The sequence below is a fragment of the Pseudomonas petroselini genome (genome assembly GCF_045037875.1).
In the GTDB taxonomy this organism is placed as follows: Bacteria; Pseudomonadota; Gammaproteobacteria; order Pseudomonadales; family Pseudomonadaceae; genus Aquipseudomonas; species Aquipseudomonas petroselini.
Genome location: NZ_CP173614.1, coordinates 6,260,085 through 6,283,076, shown reverse-complemented (window position 1 = coordinate 6,283,076; position 22,992 = coordinate 6,260,085). Strand labels below are relative to the sequence as shown.

Below are 22,992 nucleotides of genomic sequence, written 5' to 3'. Positions count from 1 at the left end.
GTTCAGTGGCCGAGGATACTTCGCGGATCGACGTATGAATCCGCTCCACGAAGCGGTTGAAGGCGTTACCCAGCGTGCCGAATTCATCGTGATTCTGGATCGTCAGGCGTCGGGTCAGGTCGCCTTCGCCGTCGGCGATGTCCTGCATGGCGCGGGTCATCACATGCAGTGGTTGCAACAGGATGCGGATCAGCATGCCGAGCAGGGCGATGATGATCACCACGGCAATGAGCGTGGCGATGACCGCCGAAGTGCGGAATTCGCTGAGCATGGCGAAGGATTTGTCTTTATCCACTGCAATGCCGAGGTACCAGTTCACGGAAGGCAGGCCCTTGATCGGTATAAAGGTCACGATAGTGTCCTTGCCGTTGGCCTCGACTTCGCTGAAGTCCGGGCTGATCTTCGGGGTGTTTTTTGGATACACGTCGGCCAGGGTCTTCATCACCAGGTTTTTGTCCGGGTGTACCAATACTTTGCCATCGGCACTGACCAGGAACGCATAGCCCATGCCGCCGAAATTCAGCGCGCCGATGTTATCCACCAGGGTTTGCAGGCTCAGGTCGCCACCGACCACGCCGATGCTCTGGGTGCCTTGGGTGCTGGGAGTGGCAACGGAAATGATCAGCTTGCCGGTGGCGGCATCGATATAGGGTTCTGTCAGGGTTGAGCCGTTGCTGCTCTGGGCGCCCTTGTACCAGGGGCGGACGCGCGGGTCGAAGCCGTCTGGCATTTTGGTATCAGGGCGGATGGTGAAGGCGCCTTTGCTGTCGCCGACGTAGGTCGCCATGAAGGCAGAGGTCAGCGCTTTCTGTTCCAGCAGGCCGGCAACCACGGAAGGCTCGGGGTTGATGGCGATGTTTTGCGCGGCGTTTTCCACCAGGGCAATGCGCCCTGTCAGCCAGGTTTGAATGTTGCTGGCGGTGACATCACCCATTTCATGCAGGTAGTTGTTGAGGTCGTCGCGAATGGCATTGCGTTGCAGGTAGTCGTTATAGAGGGTAAACAGCGCGAATGCGGCGATGACGATAAGGGAGGCTGCAAGCAGGATTTTATGGCTGAAGCGCAGATTTTTATTCATGGCTTGTAGGGTCCGCTAAGGTCTTAATATCCGAAGCGCGTCCTTATGGGATGCGCAAAATGGCAGCGTCAAAAAAGGTGTGATACTTCTTGTGATAGTTCTGTGGGTCCCTGTAGGAACTACCTGACCTATTTTTGGACTTTGTGGGTCTCACATAAGCCTGTATCGACTTGGCGACACTAAAGATTAACCATGGGTGACGAAATGCCTGACTCCACGCAACTCCTTATCGGTGCAGACCTTTCCGGCCAGCCCATCGCCCAGGCCATGCGCCTGGCCAACCGTCACGGGTTGATCGCCGGCGCCACCGGCACGGGCAAGACCGTCACGTTGCAACGCCTGGCAGAGGCCTTCAGTGATGCGGGCGTGGCGGTGTTTGCCGCGGACATCAAGGGTGACCTGTGCGGCCTGGGTGCTGCGGCGAACCCTCAAGGCAAGGTTGCCGAACGTATCGCCGGCATGCCGTTCCTCAATTACACCGCCAAGGCTTATCCGGTCACGCTGTGGGATATTCACGGGCAATCCGGTCATCCACTGCGTACCACCATCAGCGAAATGGGCCCGTTGTTGCTCGGCAGCCTGCTGGAACTCACCGACAGCCAGCAGTCGGCCCTTTATGCCGCGTTCAAGGTGGCGGATCGCGAAGGCCTGTTGCTGCTGGACCTCAAGGACCTCAAGGCACTGCTCAACCACCTGCGCTATCACCCGGAGTTGTTGGGGGAAGACGCGGCACTGATGACCACCGGTTCCAGCCAGGCACTGTTGCGCCGCCTGGCGGTGCTGGAACAGCAGGGCGCCGAAGCGTTGTTTGGCGAACCAGCCTTGCAGTTGGAAGATATCTTGCAGCCCACCGGTGACGGGCGCGGGCGCATTCATCTGTTGGACGCCAGCCGCCTGGTGCACGAGGCACCCAAGGTGTACGCGACGTTCCTGCTGTGGTTGTTGGCGGAATTGTTCGAGCAACTGCCCGAGCGCGGTGACGCCGACAAACCGCTGCTGGCGCTGTTTTTCGATGAGGCGCATTTGCTGTTCGCCGACACGCCCAAGGCGTTGCAGGATCGTCTTGAACAGGTAGTGCGGCTGATTCGTTCCAAAGGCGTGGGTGTGTATTTTGTCACTCAATCGCCCGGCGACCTGCCGGACAGCGTACTGGCCCAACTCGGCCTGCGTATCCAGCATGGCCTGCGGGCGTTCACCACCAAAGAGCAAAAATCCCTGCGCGCCGTGGCTGAGGGTTTTCGACCAAACCCGGCATTTGATGCGTTGTCGGTATTGACCGAATTGGGCACGGGTGAGGCCTTGGTGGGCACTTTGCAGGAAAAGGGCACGCCGGAAGTCGTGCAGCGTGTATTGGTCGCACCGCCGCAATCGCGGATCGGGCCGCTCAGCGACGCCGAACGTGCCGCGTTGGTGGCCCGTTCACCGTTGCAAGGGCGTTATGACAAGCCGATCGATCGCGAATCCGCCTATGAAGTGCTGATGTCACGCAAGGAACTGGGGCCGACCGAGGACGCCAAGTCGGCCAGCGACGAGCCGAGTTTCACCGACAAGGCGGGAGCGTTTCTGGGCACCACGGCCGGCAAGGCGCTGAAGTCAGCGATGCAACAAGCCGCCAACCAGATGGGGCGGCAACTGGTGCGGGGTTTGTTGGGGTCGCTGTTGGGCGGTAGCAAGCGCAAATAGCGCGTCAGGGCTTGGGCTTGGCGTGGGCTGCGAGCCTTTCAAGCGCCGCGCGCAAGCCCGGGTTGCTGATGCCCTCGGCCGTTGCCTGAATGGTTTCGGCCGCATTCGTCGATAGATCGTGAGTATGCTCAGCCACCGCCGGCAGCGTAGTGGGCGGTTGTACTTTGAACTGGACCCGGGTCAGGCCGGCAAATTCATCAAACGCCATCAATTGACGTTGCAGGCGTTTTTGCTGATAGCGCAAACGCGTTGCCCAGTGGCCATCTGTGACAATTAGCAGCAGGTTGCCTTCGCGCCAGGACGCCACGCGGCAATGTTCGCGCGCAGCCGGTTGCAGCTGGCTTTCGAGCAGGCGTTGCAGATGGCCCAAGCGTTGCGCATGGCCAAAGATGGCTTTCAACGGCTTGGCATCGCGAAGCAACACGGCAGGAGCGCGGGCTGTCAGGGGGCGAAATGCCATTATTGGACACCTAAAGTAACAGAGCGGCCATCTTAGCAGAAAGCACCTCTACGCCCCCAGGCCATGCCTTTCTGGGGTTTTGTTCGTGAAATCAATTGGTAACTTCTGCCCTCCATGGGTTGAAGTTCCAGCAAAAGCCCTTATTTTAAACAAGCCCTCTCACCGCCTCATGCCAGCATCAGGGAATAACGCCACTTTCCTCACCCACGATTCCGGGTAGAATGCGCGTTCGCATGCGGCCGTGAGGGCTGCTCGGGCCACTGACGGTGCGCCCTCCATCCCTATGTGTGGAAGAACCTGCCGATATGTTTGCGCCTTTGTTAAAGAAACTTTTTGGAAGCAAGAATGAGCGCGAAGTCAAACGCATGCTCAAGACGGTGCAGCTGGTCAATGCCTTCGAAGAGCAGATGGTTGCCCTTTCGGACGAGCAATTGCGCGCCAAGACCGAAGAGTTCAAGGCCCGCATAGCTAAAGGTGAGACCCTCGACAAGCTGCTTCCCGAAGCCTTTGCGGTCGCCCGTGAAGCCGGTAAGCGTGTCATGGGCATGCGCCACTTCGACGTCCAGTTGATCGGCGGCATGACCTTGCATGAAGGCATGATTGCCGAAATGCGTACCGGTGAAGGCAAGACCCTGGTAGCAACCTTGGGTGTTTACCTCAACGCACTGTCCGGCAAGGGCGTGCACGTTGTGACGGTGAACGACTACCTGGCTCGCCGGGATGCCAACTGGATGCGCCCGCTGTATGAATTCCTCGGCCTGACCGTCGGCGTGGTAACGCCGTTCCAGCCGCCGGAAGAGAAGCGCGCTGCCTACGCTGCCGACATCACCTACGGTACCAACAACGAATTCGGTTTCGACTACCTGCGCGACAACATGGCGTTCAGCATGGAAGAAAAATTCCAGCGCGAACTCAACTTTGCCGTGATCGACGAAGTCGACTCCATCCTCATCGACGAAGCCCGTACCCCGCTGATCATCTCCGGCCAGGCTGAAGACAGCTCGCGCCTGTACACCGAGATCAACAAGTTGATCCCGCGTCTTGAGCAGCACATCGAGGAAGTGGAAGGCGTGGTGACCAAAGAAGGTCACTTCACCATCGACGAGAAGACCCGCCAGGTCGAGCTCAACGAAGCCGGTCACCAGTTCGTCGAAGACATGCTGACCCAGATCGGCCTGCTGGCTGAAGGCGAAAGCCTGTACTCGGCCCACAACCTGGGCCTGCTGACCCACGTGTATGCCGGCCTGCGTGCGCACAAGCTGTTCCATCGCAACGTCGAGTACATCGTGCAGGACGGGCAGGTGGTGCTGGTTGACGAGCACACCGGCCGTACCATGCCGGGTCGTCGCTTGTCCGAAGGCCTGCACCAGGCCATCGAAGCCAAGGAAGTGCTCAACATCCAGGCTGAAAGTCAGACGTTGGCCTCCACCACCTTCCAGAACTACTTCCGTCTGTACAACAAACTGTCCGGCATGACCGGTACGGCCGACACCGAAGCGTTCGAATTCCACCAGATCTACGGTCTGTCGGTCGTGGTTATCCCACCGAACAAACCGCTGGCGCGTAAAGACTTCAACGACCTGGTGTTCCTGACCGCCGAAGAGAAATACGCGGCGATCATAAACGACATCAAGGATGGCATGGCCCAGGGGCGCCCGATCCTGGTAGGTACCGCCACTATCGAAACGTCCGAGCACGTGTCCAACCTGCTCAATAAGGAAGGCATCGAGCACAAGGTCCTCAACGCCAAGTTCCACGAAAAAGAAGCCGAAATCATCGCCCAGGCCGGTCGCCCAGGCGCACTGACCATCGCCACCAACATGGCCGGTCGTGGTACCGACATCCTGCTGGGCGGTAACTGGGAAGTGGAAGTGGCCTCCCTGGACAACCCGACGCCTGAGCAGATCGCTCAGATCAAGGCTGATTGGCAGAAACGCCACCAGGCCGTGCTGGAATCCGGTGGCCTGCAGGTGATCGCTTCCGAGCGTCACGAATCGCGCCGTATCGACAACCAGCTGCGGGGTCGTGCCGGTCGTCAGGGTGACGCCGGTTCCAGCCGCTTCTACCTGTCGCTGGAAGACAGCCTGATGCGTATCTTCGCCTCGGACCGCGTGAAGAACTTCATGAAGGCCCTGGGGATGCAGTCCGGTGAAGCGATCGAGCACCGCATGGTGACCAACGCCATCGAGAAGGCGCAGCGCAAGGTTGAAGGCCGCAACTTCGACATCCGTAAGCAACTGCTCGAGTTCGATGACGTCAACAACGAACAGCGTAAAGTGATCTATCACATGCGTAACACGTTGCTGGCCGCTGACAACATTGGCGAAACCATCGCCGATTTCCGTCAGGACGTGCTCAACGCCACCGTCAGCGCGCACATTCCGCCACAGTCCCTGCCTGAGCAGTGGGATGTTGCCGGCCTGGAAGCCGCGTTGAAGAACGACTTCGGTGTCGAGTTGCCGGTTCAGCAGTGGCTGGACGAGGACGATCACCTCTACGAAGAGACCCTGCGCGAGAAGCTCATGACCGAGCTGCTGGCGGCGTACAACGAAAAAGAAGAGCAGGCGAGTGCCGAAGCACTGCGCACCTTCGAGAAGCAAATCGTACTGCGCGTGCTGGACGACCTGTGGAAAGACCACCTGTCGACCATGGATCACCTGCGTCACGGCATCCACCTGCGTGGCTACGCCCAGAAGAACCCGAAGCAGGAGTACAAGCGCGAGTCGTTCACGCTGTTCTCCGAACTGCTGGATTCGATCAAGCGCGATTCGATTCGCGTGCTGTCCCACGTTCAGGTGCGTCGCGAAGACCCGATCGAGGAAGAAGCCCGCCTGCGCCAGGAAGCCGAGGCACTGGCTGCGCGCATGCAGTTCCAGCACGATGAAGCACCGGGTCTGGACGCTCCTGAAGTATTGGGCGAAGAGATCGATGTGGCCTTGGCTCAAACCCCGGTTCGCAACGATCAGAAGCTGGGCCGTAACGAGCTGTGCTATTGCGGTTCGGGCAAGAAGTTCAAGCACTGCCACGGCCAGATCGAATAAGATTTCCGCCTGACGCTGTAACACCCCGCGCCGCGACCGGCCTCTGCCGTCGCGGCGTTTTGCCATTAATTTCACCGTCGTTCACGACGGCACAGACATCACCTATTTTTAAGGAGCGCATTCATGGCTGTTGGTCTTGGTCCTTTGCCCACGTTGCACCCGGTTGCCGGTTTTGAACTCGGTATCGCTTCGGCCGGCATCAAACGCCCGGGGCGCAAGGATGTGGTGGTGATGCGCTGTGCCGAAGGCTCGACCGTCGCCGGTGTGTTCACCCTCAACGCGTTCTGCGCCGCGCCGGTGATCCTGGCCAAGCAACGCGTGGCCGGCACGATCCGTTACCTGCTGACCAACACCGGCAATGCCAACGCCGGCACCGGCGAGCCGGGCCTGGTGGCCGCCGCGCGCACCTGCGCCAAGTTGGCCCAGTTGACCGGCGTCGACGCTAGCCAAGTGCTGCCGTACTCCACCGGTGTCATCGGTGAGCCGCTGCCTGTGGAAAAAATCGAAGGCGCACTGCAAGCCGCGCTGGACGACCTGTCTGTGGATAACTGGGCAGCGGCCGCCACCGGCATCATGACCACCGACACCCTGCCAAAAGGCGCGAGCCGCCAGTTCGTGCACGATGGCGTGACCGTCACGGTCACCGGCATCAGCAAGGGCGCGGGCATGATCCGCCCGAACATGGCCACCATGCTCGGTTACATCGCCACCGACGCCAAAGTCTCCCGCGATGTGCTGCACAGCCTGATCCTGGACGGCGCCAACAAGTCGTTCAACCGCATCACCATCGATGGCGACACCTCGACCAATGACTGCTGCATGCTGATCGCCACCGGCCAGGCCAACCTGCCGGAAATTACCTCCTCCAGCGGCCCGCTGTTCGCGGCGTTGAAGCAGGCCGTGTTCGAAGTGTGCATGGATGTGGCCCAGGCCATCGTGCGTGACGGCGAGGGCGCGACCAAATTTGTGACGGTTGAAGTCAACGGTGGCGGCAACCATCAGGAATGCCTGGACGTGGGTTACACCGTGGCTCACTCGCCGCTGATCAAGACTGCGCTGTTCGCCTCTGACCCGAACTGGGGCCGTATCCTGGCAGCCGTCGGCCGTGCCGGCGTGCCGGACCTGGACGTGAGCAAGATCGATGTGTTCCTAGGTGATGTGTGCATCGCCAGCCGTGGCGCCCGTGCTGAGACCTACACCGAAGTGCAGGGCTCGGCGGTGATGCAGCAGGAAGAAATCACCATCCGCATCGAGCTGGGTCGCGGCGAGTGCAGCGAAACCATCTGGACCACCGACCTGTCCCACGAGTACGTGAAGATCAACGCGGAATACCGTACCTGACAGACAAGAGGAAAATCGCGGTGAAACGAGTGCATGTAGCAGCAGCGGTGATCCGCGGTGTCGACGGCAGGATTCTGCTGGCGCGCCGCGCCGATACCCAGCACCAGGGCGGTCTCTGGGAGTTTCCCGGTGGCAAGGTGGAGGCCGATGAATCGGTCGCCAGCGCTCTGTCCCGCGAACTGCAGGAAGAGCTGGGTATCCAGGTCACCACGGCACGGCCGCTGATCAAGGTGCAGCATGACTACCCGGACAAGCAGGTGTTGCTGGATGTCTGGGAGGTTTCGGCGTTTACCGGCGAACCGCAGGGTGTCGAAGGACAACCGCTGGAGTGGGTTGCCCCTCGGGACCTGATCAACTATGCGTTTCCGGCGGCCAATGCACCGATCGTTGCGGCGGCGCGCTTGCCTGCCGAGTACCTGATCACGCCAGGCGAGCTGGAAACCCCGGCGTTGTTGCGTGGCATCCAGAAAGCCATCGCGGGTGGCATCAAGCTGGTGCAGCTGCGCGCGCCCAACGGCTACGACCCCAAATACCGCGACCTTGCGGTCGACGCGGTGGGCCTGTGCGCGGGCAAGGCCCAGCTGATGCTCAAGGGACCGTTTGAATGGTTGGGGGACTTTCCTGCAGCCGGCTGGCACATGACGGCGGCGCAACTGCGTAAATACGCGAGTAAGGGCCGCCCACTGCCGAAGGATCGCTGGCTGGCGGCTTCGTGCCACAACGCTGAAGAGCTGGCGTTGGCGCAAATGATGGACGTGGATTTTGTCACGCTGTCGCCGGTGCAGCCGACTCAGACCCATCCTGACGCGCAGCCGTTGGGTTGGGCGCAGGCGGCGGAGTTGATCCGTGGGTTCAGCAAGCCGGTGTTTCTGTTGGGCGGGGTAGGACCTGCCGAGCGGGAACAGGCTTGGGAAGCTGGCGCTCAAGGTGTGGCGGGCATTCGCGCGTTCTGGCCGCAAACTTAACGCGGACCTGTAGTGAGCGGGCTTGCCCCGCGCTGGGCTGCGAAGCAGCCCCAAAACCAGACGGCGTGTTGTGTCTGAGCCTACGCGGCGGCCTGTTGGGGGCTGCTTTGCAGCCCAGCGCGGGGCAAGCCCGCTCACTACAGGTTTGGCGTTTTTATTGGGTTAGTGGGGCTTCGCTGCTGCCTGCCACAACACTTCGGCTACACCCTGGCGCTTGGCGATCACCCTGGCGGCCACAAAGAGTAAATCCGACAACCGATTGATATACGCCAACCCCACGCCTTCCAGCGGCTCCAGCGCATTCAACTGCTGACACCGACGCTCCGCACTGCGCGCCAGGCTACGGCACACATGGGCTTGGGCGATCAGCGCCGAGCCACCCGGCAGGATGAAGTTCTCCAGCGGCCCCACTTCTTCATTCCAGCGATCAATCGCCGCTTCCAGCCGATCCACTTCCGCCGCATTCAAGGCTTTGTACTCTGGCATCGCCAGCTCGCCGCCCAGATCGAACAATCGATGCTGGCAAGGCGTCAGTACCTCGATCACATCCTGCAAGCCCGGATGCTGTCCGCCGAGTGCTTCGAGATAGGCCAGCAGCAAGCCGAGCTGACTGTTCAGCGTATCCACTTCGCCAATGGCTTCCACACGTGGGTGGTCCTTGGGCACGCGGCGGCCGTCGCCCAGGCCGGTTTCGCCCTTGTCGCCGGTGCGCGTGTAGATTTTCGACAGGCGAAAGCCCATGGTCATTGCTCCAGTTGGGTAAGTTCGTAAGGCGGCAGTTGGCTGCCGGCCAAGGGCAGGCGCAAGGTAAAGCAAGTGCCTTGGCCGAGGGTGGAGTGCACTTCCATCTGGCCCTTGTGGTTATTGGTGATGATGAAATACGACACCGACAGCCCAAGCCCGGTGCCCTGGCCGATTTCCTTGGTGGTGAAGAAGGGCTCGAACGTACGTTTACGCACGTTCTCGCTCATGCCGATGCCATTGTCTTCCACCTGGATCTCCGCCCACGGCGGGTTGAGGCGGGTGCGCAGGATAATGCGCCCCGGCTCGCTGTCGTCTTCGCGCAGGTGGATGGCCTGGGCGGCATTTTTAAGCAGGTTGAGCAGCACCTGTTCCAGTTCGTTGGCGGTGCCGGGTACCGGGCCCAGCTGCGGGTCGAATTGGCGGATGATTGCCTGGCCCTTGAAGTCAAAGCCGATGGCCAGGTCGAAGTCGTTACCGGCGATTTCCACCGCCTGGTCAATCAGCGCCGGCAAGTCGCACGGTGCCATCTGCCGGTTGCTGCGGCGGCTGAAGCTGAGCATATGGGTGACGATCTTCGCCGCCCGTGCCCCGGCCTGCTGGATACCATCGAGCAGTTGCGGCACTTCACGACTTTGCAGGTAGCGGTTGACGGTTTCCAGCTCGATGCCCGCCTGTTCGGCGTGTTCCAGGTTCTTGGGCAGGTCGGGAGACAACCGGCGACGGATGTTCTGCACGTTATGCAGGATTGCCCCCAGCGGGTTGTTGATCTCATGGGCCATGCCGGCGGCCAAGCCACCCACGGAGAGCATCTTCTCCGACTGCACCATCATTTCTTCCAGGGACAGCCGTTGAGTGATGTCATCGATACGGATCACCACGCCACGCCCGGCGCCGCCCATCAGTGGGTAGAACGTCAGGGCGTAATGCTTGGGTTCATCTTCCTTGAACCACGTGACACGTTCGATGCGCTCCACGGTGTGTTGCTCGACCGCCGCCCTGATCTGCGGCAGATACGGCTTGAGTGGCAGGAAGGCGAGGTAGATCGGCTGGTTCAGGGCTTCATCCAGTCGCGTGCCGGAAAGCGCGCTGGCCTCCTGGTTCCACTGCGTGACGTAGAGCTGTTCATCCAGGGCGATCAGTGCCGAGGGCATCGAGTCGATGATGCTGTTCAGGTAATTCTGAAAGCCGGTGAGTTTTTTCTCGATCTTGCTGCGGACCTGGACTTCCAGTTCCAGCTTGCGGTTGGTGTGGCGTGTCTCTTCGGCCAAGCCTTGGGCCTGATCGTAGGCGGCCTGGGAGTCGTCACGTGCACGCTTGAGCTGCTGCTCGCGGGCTTCGATGCGCGACAGCATGGTGTTGAAGGCTTCTGCCAGGCTGCCGATTTCATCGTGGTTGCCACGACCGGCGCGCAGGGCGTAGTTCTCTTCACGGGTGACTTGGCGCGACAGCTCTTCCAGTTCATGGATCGGCCGGGTGATCAGGCGTTTGATCTGGCGGGCGATGATCAGCCACAGCAACACGCTGAAAATCAGGATGCCCAGGCTGGCGGTCAGCGTGCCGGTGTAGAACGCCACCGGCAGCTCGCTGCTGGCCACCAGCAGCAGATGACCGGACGGCTGGCCCGCACGGGGCAGGGTGATGACCTGGTTGCTGCGAAACTCGGTCACGCGCCACGCTTCGATATGCCGGTAGTTGTCGGGCAGGTGCAGGCGGTCACCGTGTTGCATCTGCGCCAGGCGGTTGCCTTCGCCGTCGTACAGGGCGGCGGCGCGCAAGGGTGAATAGCTGGTCAGCTCATTGAGCAGGGCGTCAGCCTTGGCGGGTGATTCGAGGGCCTCGGCGGCGAGCGCGGGGTTGGACACCAGGCGACCAATGGCCTGCAAGGCCTGGGGGGCCATGCTTTCCTGGGAGATCCAGTAGGCGGCGCTGATAAAAGTCAGGTTGGCCACCAGCAATACAGTGGTCAACAGCACCAGCAGGGCGGCCAGCAATTTCTGCCCGACGGGTAGGTTTTCAAGACGCTGGCGCAGCGGCATCAGGGTTTTCCCAGGTGATAGACAGGCGGGCAGGGTAGCGCGTGGCTCAGTCGCGGGGCAATCCGCGTGCGAGCAGCTGTTCGACCAAGCGTACTTGCAGTTGGTTTAAATGCGGCAGGTTCAGCTGATGACGGGCGGCCGCCTGGCAAGCATAGCCCAATAGGTAGCTGATTTCGGTGCGGCGGCCAGCGGCCACATCCTGGTACATGGAAGAGTAATTGGCCGCCGTGGCCAGGATCACCCGTTCCACTTCGTGCTGCAGATCCAGCGCGGCGGCGGGCTGGCCGCAGCATTCCAGCAGTTCACCGAGTTCAGCGCACAGGGTGGCGACTTCGCAGTGATGGGCTTGCAGCTCGCCATTACGGCACTGATACAGCACGGTCAGTGGGTTGATGGCGCAGTTGAGCGCCAGCTTGCGCCACAACCGCGTGAGGATATCGGCGCTCCAATCGTGGGGAATGCCAGCCGCCTGCAAGTCATCCAGCCAGAGTGGCGGGGTAGGGTGGCTCGCATCCCCCAGCCAGGTGTAGCCATGGCCGGCAAACACCACGCGCCAGTCGCCGTCGCGAAACGCGCCCTCGGTGCTGGAGGCAAAGATGCAACGGGCCTGGGGCATTTGTGCAGCGACCGCGTCCTGGCTGCCGAGGCCGTTCTGCAGCAGAATCAGTTCCGCGTCGTGCGCCAGTCGCCGTTGTAACTGTGCGACGGCGCTTTGGGCGTCGTAGGCCTTGCACGCCACCAGCAGGCGATGAATCGGCTCGGGGCTGTCAGGCGTTTCTGCGATCACCGGGTAGGTCTGTGCTACACCGTGCTCTACCAAGGTCAGACCCTGGGTGGTCTGGTAGTTGGCCAGACGCGCCTTATCACGCAGGATCAACCTGACAGGGACGCCCGCGCGCGCCAGGCGCGTGGCCCAGAGTGTGCCCAGGCTGCCGGCGCCGAGAATATGCCAGGTGGTCGACATCAGTTTGTGCTCCGTGGGGTCGCTCACAGTGAATGGGGCGAAAGAACCGCTATAATGCCCCGGCATTTTAGCTCGGGCGCGCTCCATCTCTACTGAGCCCGCCCCTTATATTGGAGAAATGACATGCCTTCGTTCGACGTGGTATCCGAACTGGACAAACACGAAGTCACCAACGCCGTCGAGAACGCCGTCAAGGAACTGGACCGTCGCTATGACTTGAAAGGCAAGGGCAGCTTCGAATTCAAGGAAAAGGAACTGACCGTCAACCTGACCGCTGAAGCCGATTTCCAGCTGGAAGCGATGATCGAGATCCTCAAGCTGTCGCTGGTCAAGCGCAAGATCGACGCGCAGTGCCTTGAAATCAAGGACGCCTACGCCTCCGGCAAGCTGATGAAGCAGGAAGCCGTGCTCAAGGAAGGTATCGACAAGGAGCTGGCGAAGAAGATCGTTGCCCACGTCAAGGATGCCAAGCTCAAAGTCCAGGCCGCCATCCAGGGTGAACAGGTGCGTATCACGGGCAAGAAACGTGACGACCTGCAAGAGGCCATTGCGGCCCTGCGCGCCAAGACGTTCGACATGCCGCTGCAGTTCAATAACTTCCGCGACTGATGGCACTTTGGGGAACCTGGGGGTGTTTTCGACGTCCCACGCCCCAGCACCTGCTCCCACGATTGAGCCCTACGGGGCTCAATTGCATTTATGGCCACTCAATACACCGAACATCCGGTAAACAGGAGAATGTAGATGGATTTGAACGCTGAAATGGATCACCTGATCAAGACCTCAGAATCGTGGCTCCCGATGATCATGGAATACGGCAGCCGGTTTTTGCTGGCCATGGTCACCCTGGTCATCGGTTGGTGGCTGATCAACGTGTTGACCCACCGGGTAGGGCGCTTGCTTGCACTGCGTAATGCCGACATGGCGCTGCAACATTTCATTACCAGACTTGCGAACATTGCGCTCAAAATCATGCTGGTGGTCAACGTGGCTTCGATGATCGGTGTGGCAACCACCTCGTTCATTGCGGCGATCGGTGCCGCCACCCTGGCCATCGGCATGGCATTGCAAGGCAGCCTGGCGAACTTCGCCGGTGGCGTGCTGATTCTGTTGTTCCGCCCGTTCCGCCTTGGTGACTGGATCGAAGCCCAGGGCACTTCGGGTACCGTCGATAGCATCCAGATCTTCCACACCGTGCTGCGTACCGGCGACAACAAGACCGTGATCGTGCCGAACGGCATCCTGTCCAACGGCATTATCACCAACACCAACCGCCAGCCGACTCGCAAGGTGGTGTTTGACGTGGGTGTGGACTACGAGGCCGACCTGCAGAAAGCCCGTGAGGTGTTGCTGGAACTGTCGAAAGACCCGCGTGTGTTGGCAGACCCGGCCGCTGTGGCGGTGGTGTCGACCTTGGGCGACAGTTCGATCACCGTATCCCTGCGTTGCTGGACCAAGACGTCGGATTATTGGGACGTGGTGTTTATGCTGAACGAACTTGCACGTGATCGTTTAAAAGCGGCGGGGATTGATATTCCATTTCCGCAGCGGGTTATTCGTGTGATGCAGGAAACAGTCGCCAAGTAATGGGAAGTCATAGTCTTGAACTTGGCCGTTAGGTCAGGTTCAAGGTGCACAGGTTAATCTCGTTAGTTAGCTTGCTAGTTATTTTGCCGCTGAAACAATACAGCCATAAAAAAGCCGCTCCCTTGTTAAACAAAGGAGCGGCTTTTTATTTAAGGCCGAGGCCTCAAGTCATCGTTGTAATCAAACCGTCAATTACAAGATGTTCAGCGGGTATTGCGCGATCAGACGCAGTTCGTCGAGAGAACCCGAGTAAACCTGATCAGACGAGCGATAGGTCGCTTGACGTACGCGCAAGCTCAGGTCTTTGGCTGGGCCGCTCTGGATCACGTATTTGGCTTCGATATCGCGCTCCCACTCTTTACCGTTGTTAGTGGTAGAGGTGTTGGCGCCGGTACCTTTCACATAACGAGTCATGAAGCTCAGGCCCGGAATGCCAAAGGTTGCCATGTTCAGGTCATAGCGAGCCTGGTAGGACTTCTCGTCTTCAGCGTTGAAGTCGGAACGAGCGATGGAGTTGGCCAGGAAAATCGTGCCGCCGCCGTCTACGCCATAACCGTATTGGCCGTCGCCGCTGACTTTCTGCGCCGCCAGGGTGAAGGTGTGAGCGCCAATGGTGTACGCACCTTGCAAGCTGAACGCACGGTTGTCGAGTTTGGTCGTGCTGTCTTTGTCAGCACGTACCAGGCCGGCGCCGTCGCTCTTGGTGTCGTAGATGTTGAAGTCGACAGCCACGGATTGGTCATCGCTAAGTGCGTGGGTCCAGTTCACGTTGGCGTAGAGCTTCTTCCAGTAGTCTTCCACTTTGGAGTAGTAGAGGCTGGTGGTGATCTCTGGCGTCCAGCTGTAAACGCCGCCCACGAAGTTGGCGTCACGCAGGCCACGTTTCGAGCCTGGTTCGGAGCTGCCGATACTGTCGCGGTAGGTTTGATCCTGGGCAACGATCGAGGTGAAGTGACCGGCTTCCAGTTTCAGGTTTTTGATTTCGTTGCTGGTGATGGAAACGCCTTGCGGCAGTTCCGGCAGCAAGCGGCTGTCATCGGAGGCGAACACTGGAGCGGTAGTGTATTGATCACCGACCTTGAGGACCGTATTGGAAATACGGAACTTCACGGCAGCGCCTGCTTTGGAATAGTCGTCCTGCGAACGGCCGTCGGAACCCTCTGGGAACAGACCGGTACCGGCGCGGCCCTTGCCGCTGTCGAGTTTGACGCCCAGCAGGCCGATGACATCGACACCGACACCGATGGTGCCTTGGGTGTAGCCCGAGCTGAAGAGACCGTGGAAGCCCAGACCGGTTTCTTCGATACGGCTTTGCTCCGCACCTTGGTTACGGCGGTCACGGCTGAAGTACAAGGCACGCGTCAGAATGCTGGCGGTACTGTCTTCGATAAAGCCCTTGGAATCGTCCTGGGCGGACGCCATTGCGAACTGCGAGGTGCCTGCTGAAACAGCCAGGGCGATCATGCTCCACTTCATCACGCGCATCGTGATTTGCTCCTTTGGTTTTAGGAAGAGTACTGCCGTCCCACCTGTATTTTTGTCTGGGCGGCTCTTTCTTTTTGTGTCGGCGCAAAGTTATATCACGCTGACAATATTGGCGATACTTGCCCAACTTTCCTTTCAGCTTCTTTACGAGCTTGTCGTAGATTGCTATATCCATGTCGCAAATTCACAGCCTCACTGTAACGAGACTGACAACTTCAATACTGTTTCTAAACCGTTAAAAGAGCGTAAAAAACGTTAATTTAAAAGTTTGAAATCGTCCTTGTCGCGCATTGAACCGCTGTTGTTTTCATCGCGAAACACCTGATTCCCTTCTGGTGCCGTTGCCGACGATAAGAGGATGAATGCAGCAAGCGTGCCCAAACCGCAAACCGAATGTCATTTTTTCGTGAAAAACGTCGTCGCTCCGTGAAAACCGCATAAGCACGGGGTTTTTACGCCGATTGGTTTGGCCCGGACGCCCATGTTCCGCCTCTGTGTAAAGGTGCGCACATCCTGAATCTGGAGAAAACGTTACCCATTCACCCCAGTCGGTGGGTAGACGGCGGATCTCTTTGAGGCATAAATGGGTCATTTTGGTGCAGGCCCCCAGATATCGCTTGATTGCGGTGATGGCTCAATGCCTTGTTTCTTGAGGCCTCTGTGTCGCGGGTCTCGCCATAATCTTTTGATCAGTGTTTGGCCAATCGCAGCAGGATGGGTCATTCAGCGTAGTTGAAATATTCGTCTGTCTCTAAATGGTGCATTTTTTTTCATTGCGCCATGTTCATGCGCCCAGGCGCTGGCGTGAAGCGTGGGCGATTCGCAGGTATGCTGGGGGCCTTGAACCTGACCTGCCGAACGGAGTGCCTGCGGTGTTCGCTTTAGATCAACGCCTTCAACAAGACACGCTGGTCATGGGGGATTTCCCCCTGTGCCGCCTGCTGCTGTCCAATGACTCGAATTACCCTTGGTTCATTCTGGTGCCGCGTATCAACGCTATCAGCGAAGTGTTTCAGCTGGATGTCGCCGATCAGCAGAGGTTGTGGCAAGAGACGACGGCCCTGGCCCAGTCGCTGAATGGCGGTTTCTGCGCCGACAAAATGAACATCGGCGCCCTGGGCAATGTGGTCAGCCAGCTGCACGTGCATGTGATCGTGCGCAAGCGTGACGATGCCGCCTGGCCGGCGCCGGTATGGGGCAAACATCCGGCGCAGCCTTACACCGATGCGCAAGTGGCAGCCATCCGCGGCCGTCTGCGCGAGTTGTTGCCCGCCGACTTCATCTTTACCCAGGGTTGAATCATGGATCTGCAAGACCGCGTCACCGACCTGGAAAGCCGCCTGGCCTTCCAGGACGACACCATTGAGACCCTCAATGACATCCTCGTCACCCAGCAGCGTGCTGTCGAGCGCCTGCAATTGCAGATGACCGCGCTACTTAAACGCCAGGAAGAAATGGGCGGCCAATTCGAAACCTCCGAAGAAGAAGCGCCGCCGCCTCATTATTAACAGGCGTGCATAAAAAAACCGCGACCCAGCCAAGCTGGATCGCGGTTTTTTTTTGCTGCGAGCGCAGGTATCAGCGACGCGGCAGTGCAGCGATCACGTCTTCGGCCTGCAGGCCTTTGTCGCGATTCATGACGGAGAATTCCACGCGCTGGCCTTCCACCAGGACGCGATGGCCTTCGCCGCGAATGGCCCGGAAGTGGACGAAAATGTCGTCGCCCGAATCACGGGAAATAAAGCCGAAGCCTTTGGAGGTGTTGAACCACTTGACGGTACCGGTATCCCGATTGGTCATGTCGTAGGTTTGCGACGAGGCCGCAGGGGAGGAACGGTAGAAGCTGATGGCCAGGTGAAGAACGATGGCGACCACAGCAATCACCAGGCTGAGCAGGATGGCCGGGTGGCCGCCGACTTCAGGCATAGGTGCCAGGAGGGTGAGGGTTTGTACGACCACGGTCAGTACCAGCAGCGCGCTGACCAGGTTTTGCAGTTGATGACGTGTGCCTTTGTTCCAGTAAGGGATCACCGGTGCCAGCGTCAGGTTAAGAAGGCCGAACAAGGCCAGGTACAGAGCGTCGTGTTGTTCCAGGTAGGGAGGGCTTCCCTGTTGCAAGCTCGGTATAAAGGACAGCAGCAACGCTGCAACGCCCGTTAGCAGGTGGACGATTTTCAACATTTTGATTAACTCACTTTAAGACGGATCACGAGGAAGAGCTGACTGGCACGGTTCGCTTCTGAACAATGGGAGGCGTTGGGCACGTGCGCGGGGTATCAGCCTATGCCGCTGCCGCAGAAAGTAACGGCGACGACACGCCGCCTATTTAACAGCAAAGGCTGTGCCTACTCAAATCAAGCATTTCGGGGTGTTGCAAGGATGACGGCATTTCTGTGTCAAACGCTTGTCCTAGACACGTGCAGGCTTTTCAAACGGGTTGCAGGGATATTTCCTACTTGGGCCAGAGGCCCGGCCGCACCGTTTGAACGGCCACGCCGGGGCGAATTGCCGCGCCGGGCTGCGCATCACCGGCACTCTTGCTAGAGTGGTCGTGCACCTGATCAATGAATGCTTGTCAATTGAAGGGGATAAACATGGCAATCGATATCGGTATCAGTGAAGAAGATCGTAAATCCATCGTCGACGGGCTTTCACGGCTGCTTTCCGATACCTATGTACTGTATCTGAAGACCCACAACTTCCATTGGAACGTCACGGGCCCCATGTTCCGTACGCTGCACTTGATGTTCGAGGAGCAGTACAACGAGCTGGCGCTGGCAGTGGACTCCATTGCCGAGCGTATCCGTGCCCTGGGTTTCCCGGCACCGGGTGCCTATTCCATCTATGCCCGTCTGTCTTCCATCAAGGAAGAAGAAGGCGTGCCCAGCGCAGAAGAGATGATCAAGCAGTTGGTGGCAGGCCAGGAAGCGGTCACTCGCACCGCACGTGGCATCTTCCCGCTGCTCGACAAGGTCAGCGATGAGCCGACGGCCGACCTGCTGACCCAGCGTATGCAGGTTCACGAGAAAACCGCGTGGATGCTGCGCTCCCTGCTCGAAAATCAGTAGACACCTGCCCTGAGTGGCGCCTTCCTGGCGCCGCTCGCTTGTTTCCGCGCGTTTCCTGGCGTTGTCCTACGTCTATCAACTCCCCGTCTTCTGGCTGCCTGCCTCTGCCTGCGGTTTTATAAGGCCATCGCCCAATGGGACAACCCATGGGCTGCTGTTTGGCAATGGAGTGTCAGGTGTATGTCACGCGGAGTGGGTAATGGAGTGATGGAAACCGCTGGTTTTCATAGGATAAAGATCGACCCTTTTGCGAAAGGGTTCGATATGGGGCTGGCCAAGCCATTGTCCCGGTCGGTAAGGCTCAACGGGTTTTCCACCTGCCTGCGATTGGAGCAGATCTACTGGAATATCCTCACGGAGATAGCCAGGATCAACGCCTGTTCAGTCAGTGCGTTGCTGTCCTATGTCGACCGGGAAGTGCACTTGCGTTATGGCGGTGTGAAAAACTTCAGTGGGTTGGTCAGGGTGGTCTGTGTGGTTCACGCCTTGAAAGGGGGTGTTGAGCCATCCTGTTCACCGGAATAGTGCATTGAGCAACGGCGCCGGCCCTTGTAGTGAGCGGGCTTGCCCCGCGCTGGGCTGCGTAGCGGCCCCAAAACCAGGCGACCCAGGCCTATCCTGGACCTCACAGTGTCCTTATTGGGGTGGCTTCATTGGCGCGGCTTCGCCACCCAACGCGGGGCAAGCCCGCTCACTACATGGTCGAGATGGGCAAGGCTCCGGCAGAAAGCCGGCTGCGCTGCCTCGATTTACCAGATATAATCCCGCGCTTTGCTACGCATGCTGCGGAACCCCTAGGGCAGGCGTGGCGCAGTAACGATCTGATCGCCGAGACATCTCCATGCCCATGTACGACTATCAATGTGCTTCCTGTGGTCATCAGTTGGAAGCCATTCAGAAGATCAGCGCCGCGCCGCTGGTCGATTGCCCTGCCTGCCAGGCACCGGAGCTCAAGAAGATGTTGTCCATGCCGGGCTTCCGCCTGAGCGGCAGCGGCTGGTATGAGACCGACTTCAAGACCGGCGCCAAGAAGAACCTCGCCGGCGGCGACAAAGCAGACTGAGTTGAACTCTACGCGCAGGCTCCTGCATTATCCGTCCCCTGCTTTAATGTACGGTGACGAGGCAGGCCTCCACCGAATTTCGAATTACGAGAAGTGAAACCACTACCATGATGCGCAGCCATTATTGCGGCCAACTGAACGAGACCCTGGAAGGTCAGGAAATCACCCTTTGCGGATGGGTTCACCGTCGCCGCGACCACGGCGGGGTGATCTTCCTCGATATCCGTGATCGTGATGGTCTGGCCCAAGTGGTGTTCGACCCTGACCGCGCCGAGAGCTTCGCCGCCGCTGACCGCGTGCGCAGCGAGTACGTCGTGAAGATCACCGGTAAGGTTCGCCTGCGTCCGGCGGGTGCCGTGAACAAGAACATGGCGTCCGGCGGCATCGAAGTGCTGGGTTATGAGCTGGAAGTGCTGAACGAATCGGAAACCCCGCCGTTCCCACTCAACGAATACTCCGACGTGGGCGAAGAAACCCGCCTGCGCTATCGCTTCCTGGACCTGCGTCGTCCGGAAATGGCCGAGAAGCTGCGTCTGCGTTCGCGCATGACCACCAGCATCCGTCGTTTCCTCGACGAGAACGGCTTCCTGGATGTCGAAACCCCGATCCTGACCCGGGCCACCCCGGAAGGCGCGCGTGACTACCTGGTGCCTAGCCGTACCCACCCCGGTTCTTTCTTTGCCCTGCCGCAATCGCCGCAACTGTTCAAGCAATTGCTGATGGTGGCCGGCTTCGACCGTTACTACCAGATCGCCAAGTGCTTCCGCGACGAAGACCTGCGCGCTGACCGCCAGCCGGAATTCACCCAGATCGACATCGAGACCAGTTTCCTCGATGAAAAAGAGATCATGGGCCTCACCGAACAAATGATCCGCAACCTGTTCAAGGAAGTGCTGGACTTGGAATTCGGCGACTTCCCGCACATGACCTTCGAAGAAGCCATGCGCCGCTACGGTTCCGACAAGCCAGACCTGCGTAACCCGCTGGAACTGGTGGACGTGGCCGACCAGCTCAAGGACGTCGACTTCAAGGTGTTCAGCGGCCCGGCCAACGACCCGAAATGCCGCATCGCCGCCCTGCGCGTGCCTGGCGGCGCGAGCATGCCGCGCAAGCAGATCGACGACTACACCAAGTTCGTCGGTATCTACGGTGCCAAGGGCCTGGCGTACATCAAGGTCAACGAGCGCGCCAACGGTGTTGATGGCCTGCAATCGCCGATCGTGAAAAACATTCCGTTGGACAACCTGAACGCGATCCTCGACCGCGTCGGTGCAGTCGACGGCGACATCGTGTTCTTCGGCGCCGACAAGGCCAAGATCGTCAGCGAAGCCTTGGGCGCGCTGCGGATCAAGCTGGGTCACGACCTGAACCTGCTGACCTGCGAATGGGCCCCGATGTGGGTCGTTGACTTCCCGATGTTCGAAGAGAACGACGACGGCAGCTTCAGCGCCTTGCACCACCCGTTCACCGCGCCGAAGTGCTCGCCGGCCGAGCTGGAAGCCAACCCGGCCGGCGCCCTGTCCCGCGCCTACGACATGGTGCTCAACGGCACCGAGCTGGGTGGCGGTTCGATCCGTATCCACCGCAAAGAGATGCAGCAAGCGGTCTTCCGCCTGTTGGGCATCAACGAAGCGGAACAGGAAGAGAAGTTCGGCTTCCTGCTCGACGCCCTGAAATACGGCGCGCCGCCGCACGGTGGCTTGGCGTTCGGCCTGGACCGCCTGGTGATGTTGATGACCGGCGCCCAGTCGATCCGTGAAGTGATTGCCTTCCCGAAAACCCAGAGCGCTGCGGACGTCATGACCCAGGCTCCGGGTGTGGTGGATGCCAAGGCGCTGCGCGAGCTGCACATCCGCCTGCGCGAGACGCCGAAGGCTGAGTAAGGCTGCTGCGTGAAAGCGCACTGAGGTTTACGCAGTCTAAAAAGGCGCATCTTCGGATGCGCCTTTGCGTTACAAGGGTTGTGTTTTAAAGAGAGAAGTCCTGCCTGGGGCGGGATTGATAAGGTTTCTACAGAATTTCGGAGTTGTGTTATGGCTGGCCATTCCAAGTGGGCGAACATCAAGCACCGCAAAGAGCGTCAGGATGCCAAGAAAGGCAAGATCTTTACCAAGTGGATCCGCGAACTGACCGTCGCCGCACGCCAAGGTGGCGGTGACCCAGGCTCCAACCCGCGTCTGCGCCTGGCACTGGACAAGGCCCTTGGCGCCAACATGAGCCGCGACATCATTGATCGCGCCGTGGCCCGTGGCGCCGGTGCCGCCGACACCGACGACATGGTCGAACTGACCTACGAAGGCTACGGCCCGGGTGGGGTAGCGGTGATGGTCGAGTGCATGACCGACAACCGTAACCGCACCGCGGCAGCCGTGCGCCATGCGTTCAGCAAGTGCGGCGGTAACCTCGGTACTGATGGTTCGGTGGCCTACTTGTTCGAGCGCAAGGGGCAGATCTCCTTCGCGCCGGGCACGGATGAGGATGCACTGATGGAAGCCGCAATGGAGGCCGATGCCGACGACGTGGTGACCAATGAAGATGGCTCCATTGATGTATTCACGTCGTTTGCCGGGTTCTATGCCGTGCGCAATGCGTTGGAAGCCGCCGGTTTCAAGGGCACCGATGCAGAAATCGTCATGCTGCCGACCACCAGTGCCGAGCTGGACCTGGACGGCGCGCAGAAAGTGCTGAAGATGCTGGACATGCTTGAAGACCTGGATGATGTTCAGAACGTGTATTCCAACGCCGACATCCCTGAGTCAGTAGCCGAACAGCTAGGCTGAAGGGCGATGTAGATCAAAAAGTGGGAGGGGGCTTGCCCCCGATGACAGTGTGTCAGTTACGTATAAATCGACTGATTCACCGCTATCGGGGGCAAGCCCCCTCCCACATGGGGTCTTCTCTGTATCAAAAATTGTTTTTACCCAACCCGCAGGCGTTATGACTTTAATCCTAGGTATCGACCCCGGTTCGCGCATCACCGGTTTTGGCGTGGTGCAACAGACCCCGCGCGGCTGTGTCTACGTCGCCTCGGGCTGCATCCGCACGGGTGCGGGCGAGTTGGCCGAGCGCCTGCAGATCGTCTATCGCGGCGTGCGTGAAGTGATCCAGACGTACGGGCCGGTCACTATGGGCATCGAAAAGGTGTTTATGGCGAAGAACGCGGACTCCGCCCTGAAGCTGGGTCAGGCCCGTGGTGCCGCCATCGTTGCCGGCGCCGAAGAGGGCATGGAAATCGCCGAATACACTGCGACCCAGGTTAAGCAGGCCGTGGTTGGCACCGGTGCCGCCAACAAAGAGCAAGTGCAGATGATGGTCATGCACATGCTCAAGCTCACCTCAAAACCGCAGATCGATGCGTCCGACGCCCTGGCCATTGCCATTTGCCATGCGCACACCCGCTCCAGCCTGCTGCCGCATGGCCTGGGGGCGGCACGCAGTCGTGGCGGGCGCCTGCGTCTCTGATAGCATCAGCGCAAT

20 protein-coding genes and 1 pseudogene are annotated in these 22,992 nt (G+C 59.5%); 14 read left to right on the top strand and 7 right to left on the bottom strand.

All coding sequences use genetic code 11. The annotated features are described in order from the left end of the window. Nucleotides 1–46: 46 nt before the first annotated feature. Nucleotides 47–1,078 (bottom strand): annotated as a pseudogene (locus ACI512_RS29020) (cache domain-containing protein); the annotation flags it as partial. Nucleotides 1,079–1,282: 204 nt separating this feature from the next. Here ACI512_RS29020 and ACI512_RS29015 point away from each other — a divergent pair. After that, on the top strand, nucleotides 1,283–2,761 hold the full coding sequence (locus ACI512_RS29015; protein ID WP_015885629.1) for a helicase HerA-like domain-containing protein: 1,479 nt from the start codon (nucleotides 1,283–1,285) through the stop codon (nucleotides 2,759–2,761). A gap of 4 nt (nucleotides 2,762–2,765) precedes the next feature. On the opposite strand, the gene ACI512_RS29010 is transcribed toward ACI512_RS29015, so the two are convergent. Further along, the gene (locus ACI512_RS29010; RefSeq protein ID WP_015885628.1) at nucleotides 2,766–3,221 is read right to left on the bottom strand and encodes a DUF721 domain-containing protein; all 456 of its coding nucleotides are present in this window, start codon (nucleotides 3,219–3,221) and stop codon (nucleotides 2,766–2,768) included. 305 nt (nucleotides 3,222–3,526) lie between these two features. On the opposite strand from ACI512_RS29010, the gene secA reads away from it, so the two are divergent. From secA to ACI512_RS28995, 3 genes are all read left to right on the top strand, one after another. Next, on the top strand, nucleotides 3,527–6,262 hold the full coding sequence (gene secA, locus ACI512_RS29005) for a preprotein translocase subunit SecA (protein ID WP_043205822.1): 2,736 nt from the start codon (nucleotides 3,527–3,529) through the stop codon (nucleotides 6,260–6,262). A gap of 123 nt (nucleotides 6,263–6,385) precedes the next feature. After that, a complete protein-coding gene (gene argJ / locus ACI512_RS29000; RefSeq protein ID WP_064054609.1) occupies nucleotides 6,386–7,603 on the top strand; it encodes a bifunctional glutamate N-acetyltransferase/amino-acid acetyltransferase ArgJ in 1,218 nt (405 codons plus the stop codon). A 20-nt stretch (nucleotides 7,604–7,623) separates the two neighbouring features. After that, nucleotides 7,624–8,568, top strand: a complete 945-nt coding sequence (locus ACI512_RS28995) for a Nudix family hydrolase (RefSeq protein ID WP_236378999.1) — start codon at nucleotides 7,624–7,626, stop codon at nucleotides 8,566–8,568. Nucleotides 8,569–8,730: 162 nt separating this feature from the next. On the opposite strand, the gene ACI512_RS28990 is transcribed toward ACI512_RS28995, so the two are convergent. The 3 genes from ACI512_RS28990 to ACI512_RS28980 are packed head-to-tail and all read right to left on the bottom strand — an operon-like array spanning nucleotide 8,731 to nucleotide 12,312. Beyond that, nucleotides 8,731–9,309, bottom strand: a complete 579-nt coding sequence (locus tag ACI512_RS28990; RefSeq protein ID WP_015885624.1) for a cob(I)yrinic acid a,c-diamide adenosyltransferase — start codon at nucleotides 9,307–9,309, stop codon at nucleotides 8,731–8,733. A gap of 2 nt (nucleotides 9,310–9,311) precedes the next feature. Next, the gene (locus ACI512_RS28985; RefSeq protein WP_236378998.1) at nucleotides 9,312–11,348 is read right to left on the bottom strand and encodes an ATP-binding protein; all 2,037 of its coding nucleotides are present in this window, start codon (nucleotides 11,346–11,348) and stop codon (nucleotides 9,312–9,314) included. A gap of 46 nt (nucleotides 11,349–11,394) precedes the next feature. Further along, nucleotides 11,395–12,312 carry a putative 2-dehydropantoate 2-reductase gene (locus tag ACI512_RS28980; RefSeq protein ID WP_236378982.1) on the bottom strand — a complete coding sequence of 306 codons (918 nt, stop codon included), beginning with the start codon at nucleotides 12,310–12,312 and terminating at the stop codon, nucleotides 11,395–11,397. A 123-nt stretch (nucleotides 12,313–12,435) separates the two neighbouring features. On the opposite strand from ACI512_RS28980, the gene ACI512_RS28975 reads away from it, so the two are divergent. Both ACI512_RS28975 and ACI512_RS28970 read left to right on the top strand, forming a co-directional pair. Then, entirely contained in the window at nucleotides 12,436–12,921 is a 486-nt protein-coding gene (locus ACI512_RS28975; protein ID WP_003209785.1) for a YajQ family cyclic di-GMP-binding protein, read from the top strand. Between the two features lie 135 nt (nucleotides 12,922–13,056). Beyond that, on the top strand, nucleotides 13,057–13,899 hold the full coding sequence (locus tag ACI512_RS28970; protein ID WP_064054612.1) for a mechanosensitive ion channel family protein: 843 nt from the start codon (nucleotides 13,057–13,059) through the stop codon (nucleotides 13,897–13,899). A 192-nt stretch (nucleotides 13,900–14,091) separates the two neighbouring features. Here the strand turns inward: ACI512_RS28970 and ACI512_RS28965 are convergent, their stop codons facing one another. After that, complete coding sequence (locus tag ACI512_RS28965; protein ID WP_236378979.1) at nucleotides 14,092–15,384, bottom strand: OprD family porin; 1,293 nt, start codon at nucleotides 15,382–15,384, stop codon at nucleotides 14,092–14,094. 872 nt (nucleotides 15,385–16,256) lie between these two features. Between ACI512_RS28965 and ACI512_RS28960 the strand changes: the two genes are divergently transcribed. Then, on the top strand, nucleotides 16,257–16,682 hold the full coding sequence (locus ACI512_RS28960) for an HIT domain-containing protein (protein ID WP_015885619.1): 426 nt from the start codon (nucleotides 16,257–16,259) through the stop codon (nucleotides 16,680–16,682). A gap of 3 nt (nucleotides 16,683–16,685) precedes the next feature. Continuing rightward, the gene (locus tag ACI512_RS28955; protein WP_015885618.1) at nucleotides 16,686–16,892 is read left to right on the top strand and encodes a SlyX family protein; all 207 of its coding nucleotides are present in this window, start codon (nucleotides 16,686–16,688) and stop codon (nucleotides 16,890–16,892) included. Nucleotides 16,893–16,962: 70 nt separating this feature from the next. Here the strand turns inward: ACI512_RS28955 and ACI512_RS28950 are convergent, their stop codons facing one another. After that, the gene (locus ACI512_RS28950) at nucleotides 16,963–17,565 is read right to left on the bottom strand and encodes a cold-shock protein (RefSeq protein ID WP_025854767.1); all 603 of its coding nucleotides are present in this window, start codon (nucleotides 17,563–17,565) and stop codon (nucleotides 16,963–16,965) included. A gap of 413 nt (nucleotides 17,566–17,978) precedes the next feature. Between ACI512_RS28950 and ACI512_RS28945 the strand changes: the two genes are divergently transcribed. From ACI512_RS28945 to ruvC, 6 genes are all read left to right on the top strand, one after another. Beyond that, complete coding sequence (locus tag ACI512_RS28945) at nucleotides 17,979–18,452, top strand: Dps family protein (protein WP_003193874.1); 474 nt, start codon at nucleotides 17,979–17,981, stop codon at nucleotides 18,450–18,452. 180 nt (nucleotides 18,453–18,632) lie between these two features. Further along, nucleotides 18,633–18,977, top strand: coding sequence for a ribbon-helix-helix domain-containing protein (locus ACI512_RS28940; protein ID WP_064054614.1), 345 nt, complete (start codon nucleotides 18,633–18,635; stop codon nucleotides 18,975–18,977). Nucleotides 18,978–19,293: 316 nt separating this feature from the next. Next, nucleotides 19,294–19,515, top strand: coding sequence for an FmdB family zinc ribbon protein (locus ACI512_RS28935; RefSeq protein ID WP_003193872.1), 222 nt, complete (start codon nucleotides 19,294–19,296; stop codon nucleotides 19,513–19,515). A 107-nt stretch (nucleotides 19,516–19,622) separates the two neighbouring features. After that, nucleotides 19,623–21,398: an aspartate--tRNA ligase gene (aspS, locus tag ACI512_RS28930; protein ID WP_064054615.1), complete on the top strand. Its 1,776-nt coding sequence runs from the start codon at nucleotides 19,623–19,625 to the stop codon at nucleotides 21,396–21,398. Between the two features lie 150 nt (nucleotides 21,399–21,548). Then, the gene (locus tag ACI512_RS28925; RefSeq protein ID WP_064054616.1) at nucleotides 21,549–22,295 is read left to right on the top strand and encodes a YebC/PmpR family DNA-binding transcriptional regulator; all 747 of its coding nucleotides are present in this window, start codon (nucleotides 21,549–21,551) and stop codon (nucleotides 22,293–22,295) included. A 157-nt stretch (nucleotides 22,296–22,452) separates the two neighbouring features. Next, nucleotides 22,453–22,977: a crossover junction endodeoxyribonuclease RuvC gene (gene ruvC, locus ACI512_RS28920; RefSeq protein ID WP_015885612.1), complete on the top strand. Its 525-nt coding sequence runs from the start codon at nucleotides 22,453–22,455 to the stop codon at nucleotides 22,975–22,977. The last annotated feature ends 15 nt before the right edge of the window (nucleotides 22,978–22,992 follow it).

Coding starts and splice junctions, on each gene's coding strand:
- ACI512_RS29015 (WP_015885629.1), top strand. CDS start 1,283: ATGCCTGACTCCACGCAACTCCTTATCGGTGCAGACCTTTCCGGCCAG.
- ACI512_RS29010 (WP_015885628.1), bottom strand. CDS start 3,221: ATGGCATTTCGCCCCCTGACAGCCCGCGCTCCTGCCGTGTTGCTTCGC.
- secA (WP_043205822.1), top strand. CDS start 3,527: ATGTTTGCGCCTTTGTTAAAGAAACTTTTTGGAAGCAAGAATGAGCGC.
- argJ (WP_064054609.1), top strand. CDS start 6,386: ATGGCTGTTGGTCTTGGTCCTTTGCCCACGTTGCACCCGGTTGCCGGT.
- ACI512_RS28990 (WP_015885624.1), bottom strand. CDS start 9,309: ATGGGCTTTCGCCTGTCGAAAATCTACACGCGCACCGGCGACAAGGGC.
- ACI512_RS28985 (WP_236378998.1), bottom strand. CDS start 11,348: ATGCCGCTGCGCCAGCGTCTTGAAAACCTACCCGTCGGGCAGAAATTG.
- ACI512_RS28980 (WP_236378982.1), bottom strand. CDS start 12,312: ATGTCGACCACCTGGCATATTCTCGGCGCCGGCAGCCTGGGCACACTC.
- ACI512_RS28975 (WP_003209785.1), top strand. CDS start 12,436: ATGCCTTCGTTCGACGTGGTATCCGAACTGGACAAACACGAAGTCACC.
- ACI512_RS28970 (WP_064054612.1), top strand. CDS start 13,057: ATGGATTTGAACGCTGAAATGGATCACCTGATCAAGACCTCAGAATCG.
- ACI512_RS28965 (WP_236378979.1), bottom strand. CDS start 15,384: ATGCGCGTGATGAAGTGGAGCATGATCGCCCTGGCTGTTTCAGCAGGC.
- ACI512_RS28955 (WP_015885618.1), top strand. CDS start 16,686: ATGGATCTGCAAGACCGCGTCACCGACCTGGAAAGCCGCCTGGCCTTC.
- ACI512_RS28950 (WP_025854767.1), bottom strand. CDS start 17,565: ATGTTGAAAATCGTCCACCTGCTAACGGGCGTTGCAGCGTTGCTGCTG.
- ACI512_RS28945 (WP_003193874.1), top strand. CDS start 17,979: ATGGCAATCGATATCGGTATCAGTGAAGAAGATCGTAAATCCATCGTC.
- ACI512_RS28940 (WP_064054614.1), top strand. CDS start 18,633: ATGTCACGCGGAGTGGGTAATGGAGTGATGGAAACCGCTGGTTTTCAT.
- ACI512_RS28935 (WP_003193872.1), top strand. CDS start 19,294: ATGCCCATGTACGACTATCAATGTGCTTCCTGTGGTCATCAGTTGGAA.
- aspS (WP_064054615.1), top strand. CDS start 19,623: ATGATGCGCAGCCATTATTGCGGCCAACTGAACGAGACCCTGGAAGGT.
- ACI512_RS28925 (WP_064054616.1), top strand. CDS start 21,549: ATGGCTGGCCATTCCAAGTGGGCGAACATCAAGCACCGCAAAGAGCGT.
- ruvC (WP_015885612.1), top strand. CDS start 22,453: ATGACTTTAATCCTAGGTATCGACCCCGGTTCGCGCATCACCGGTTTT.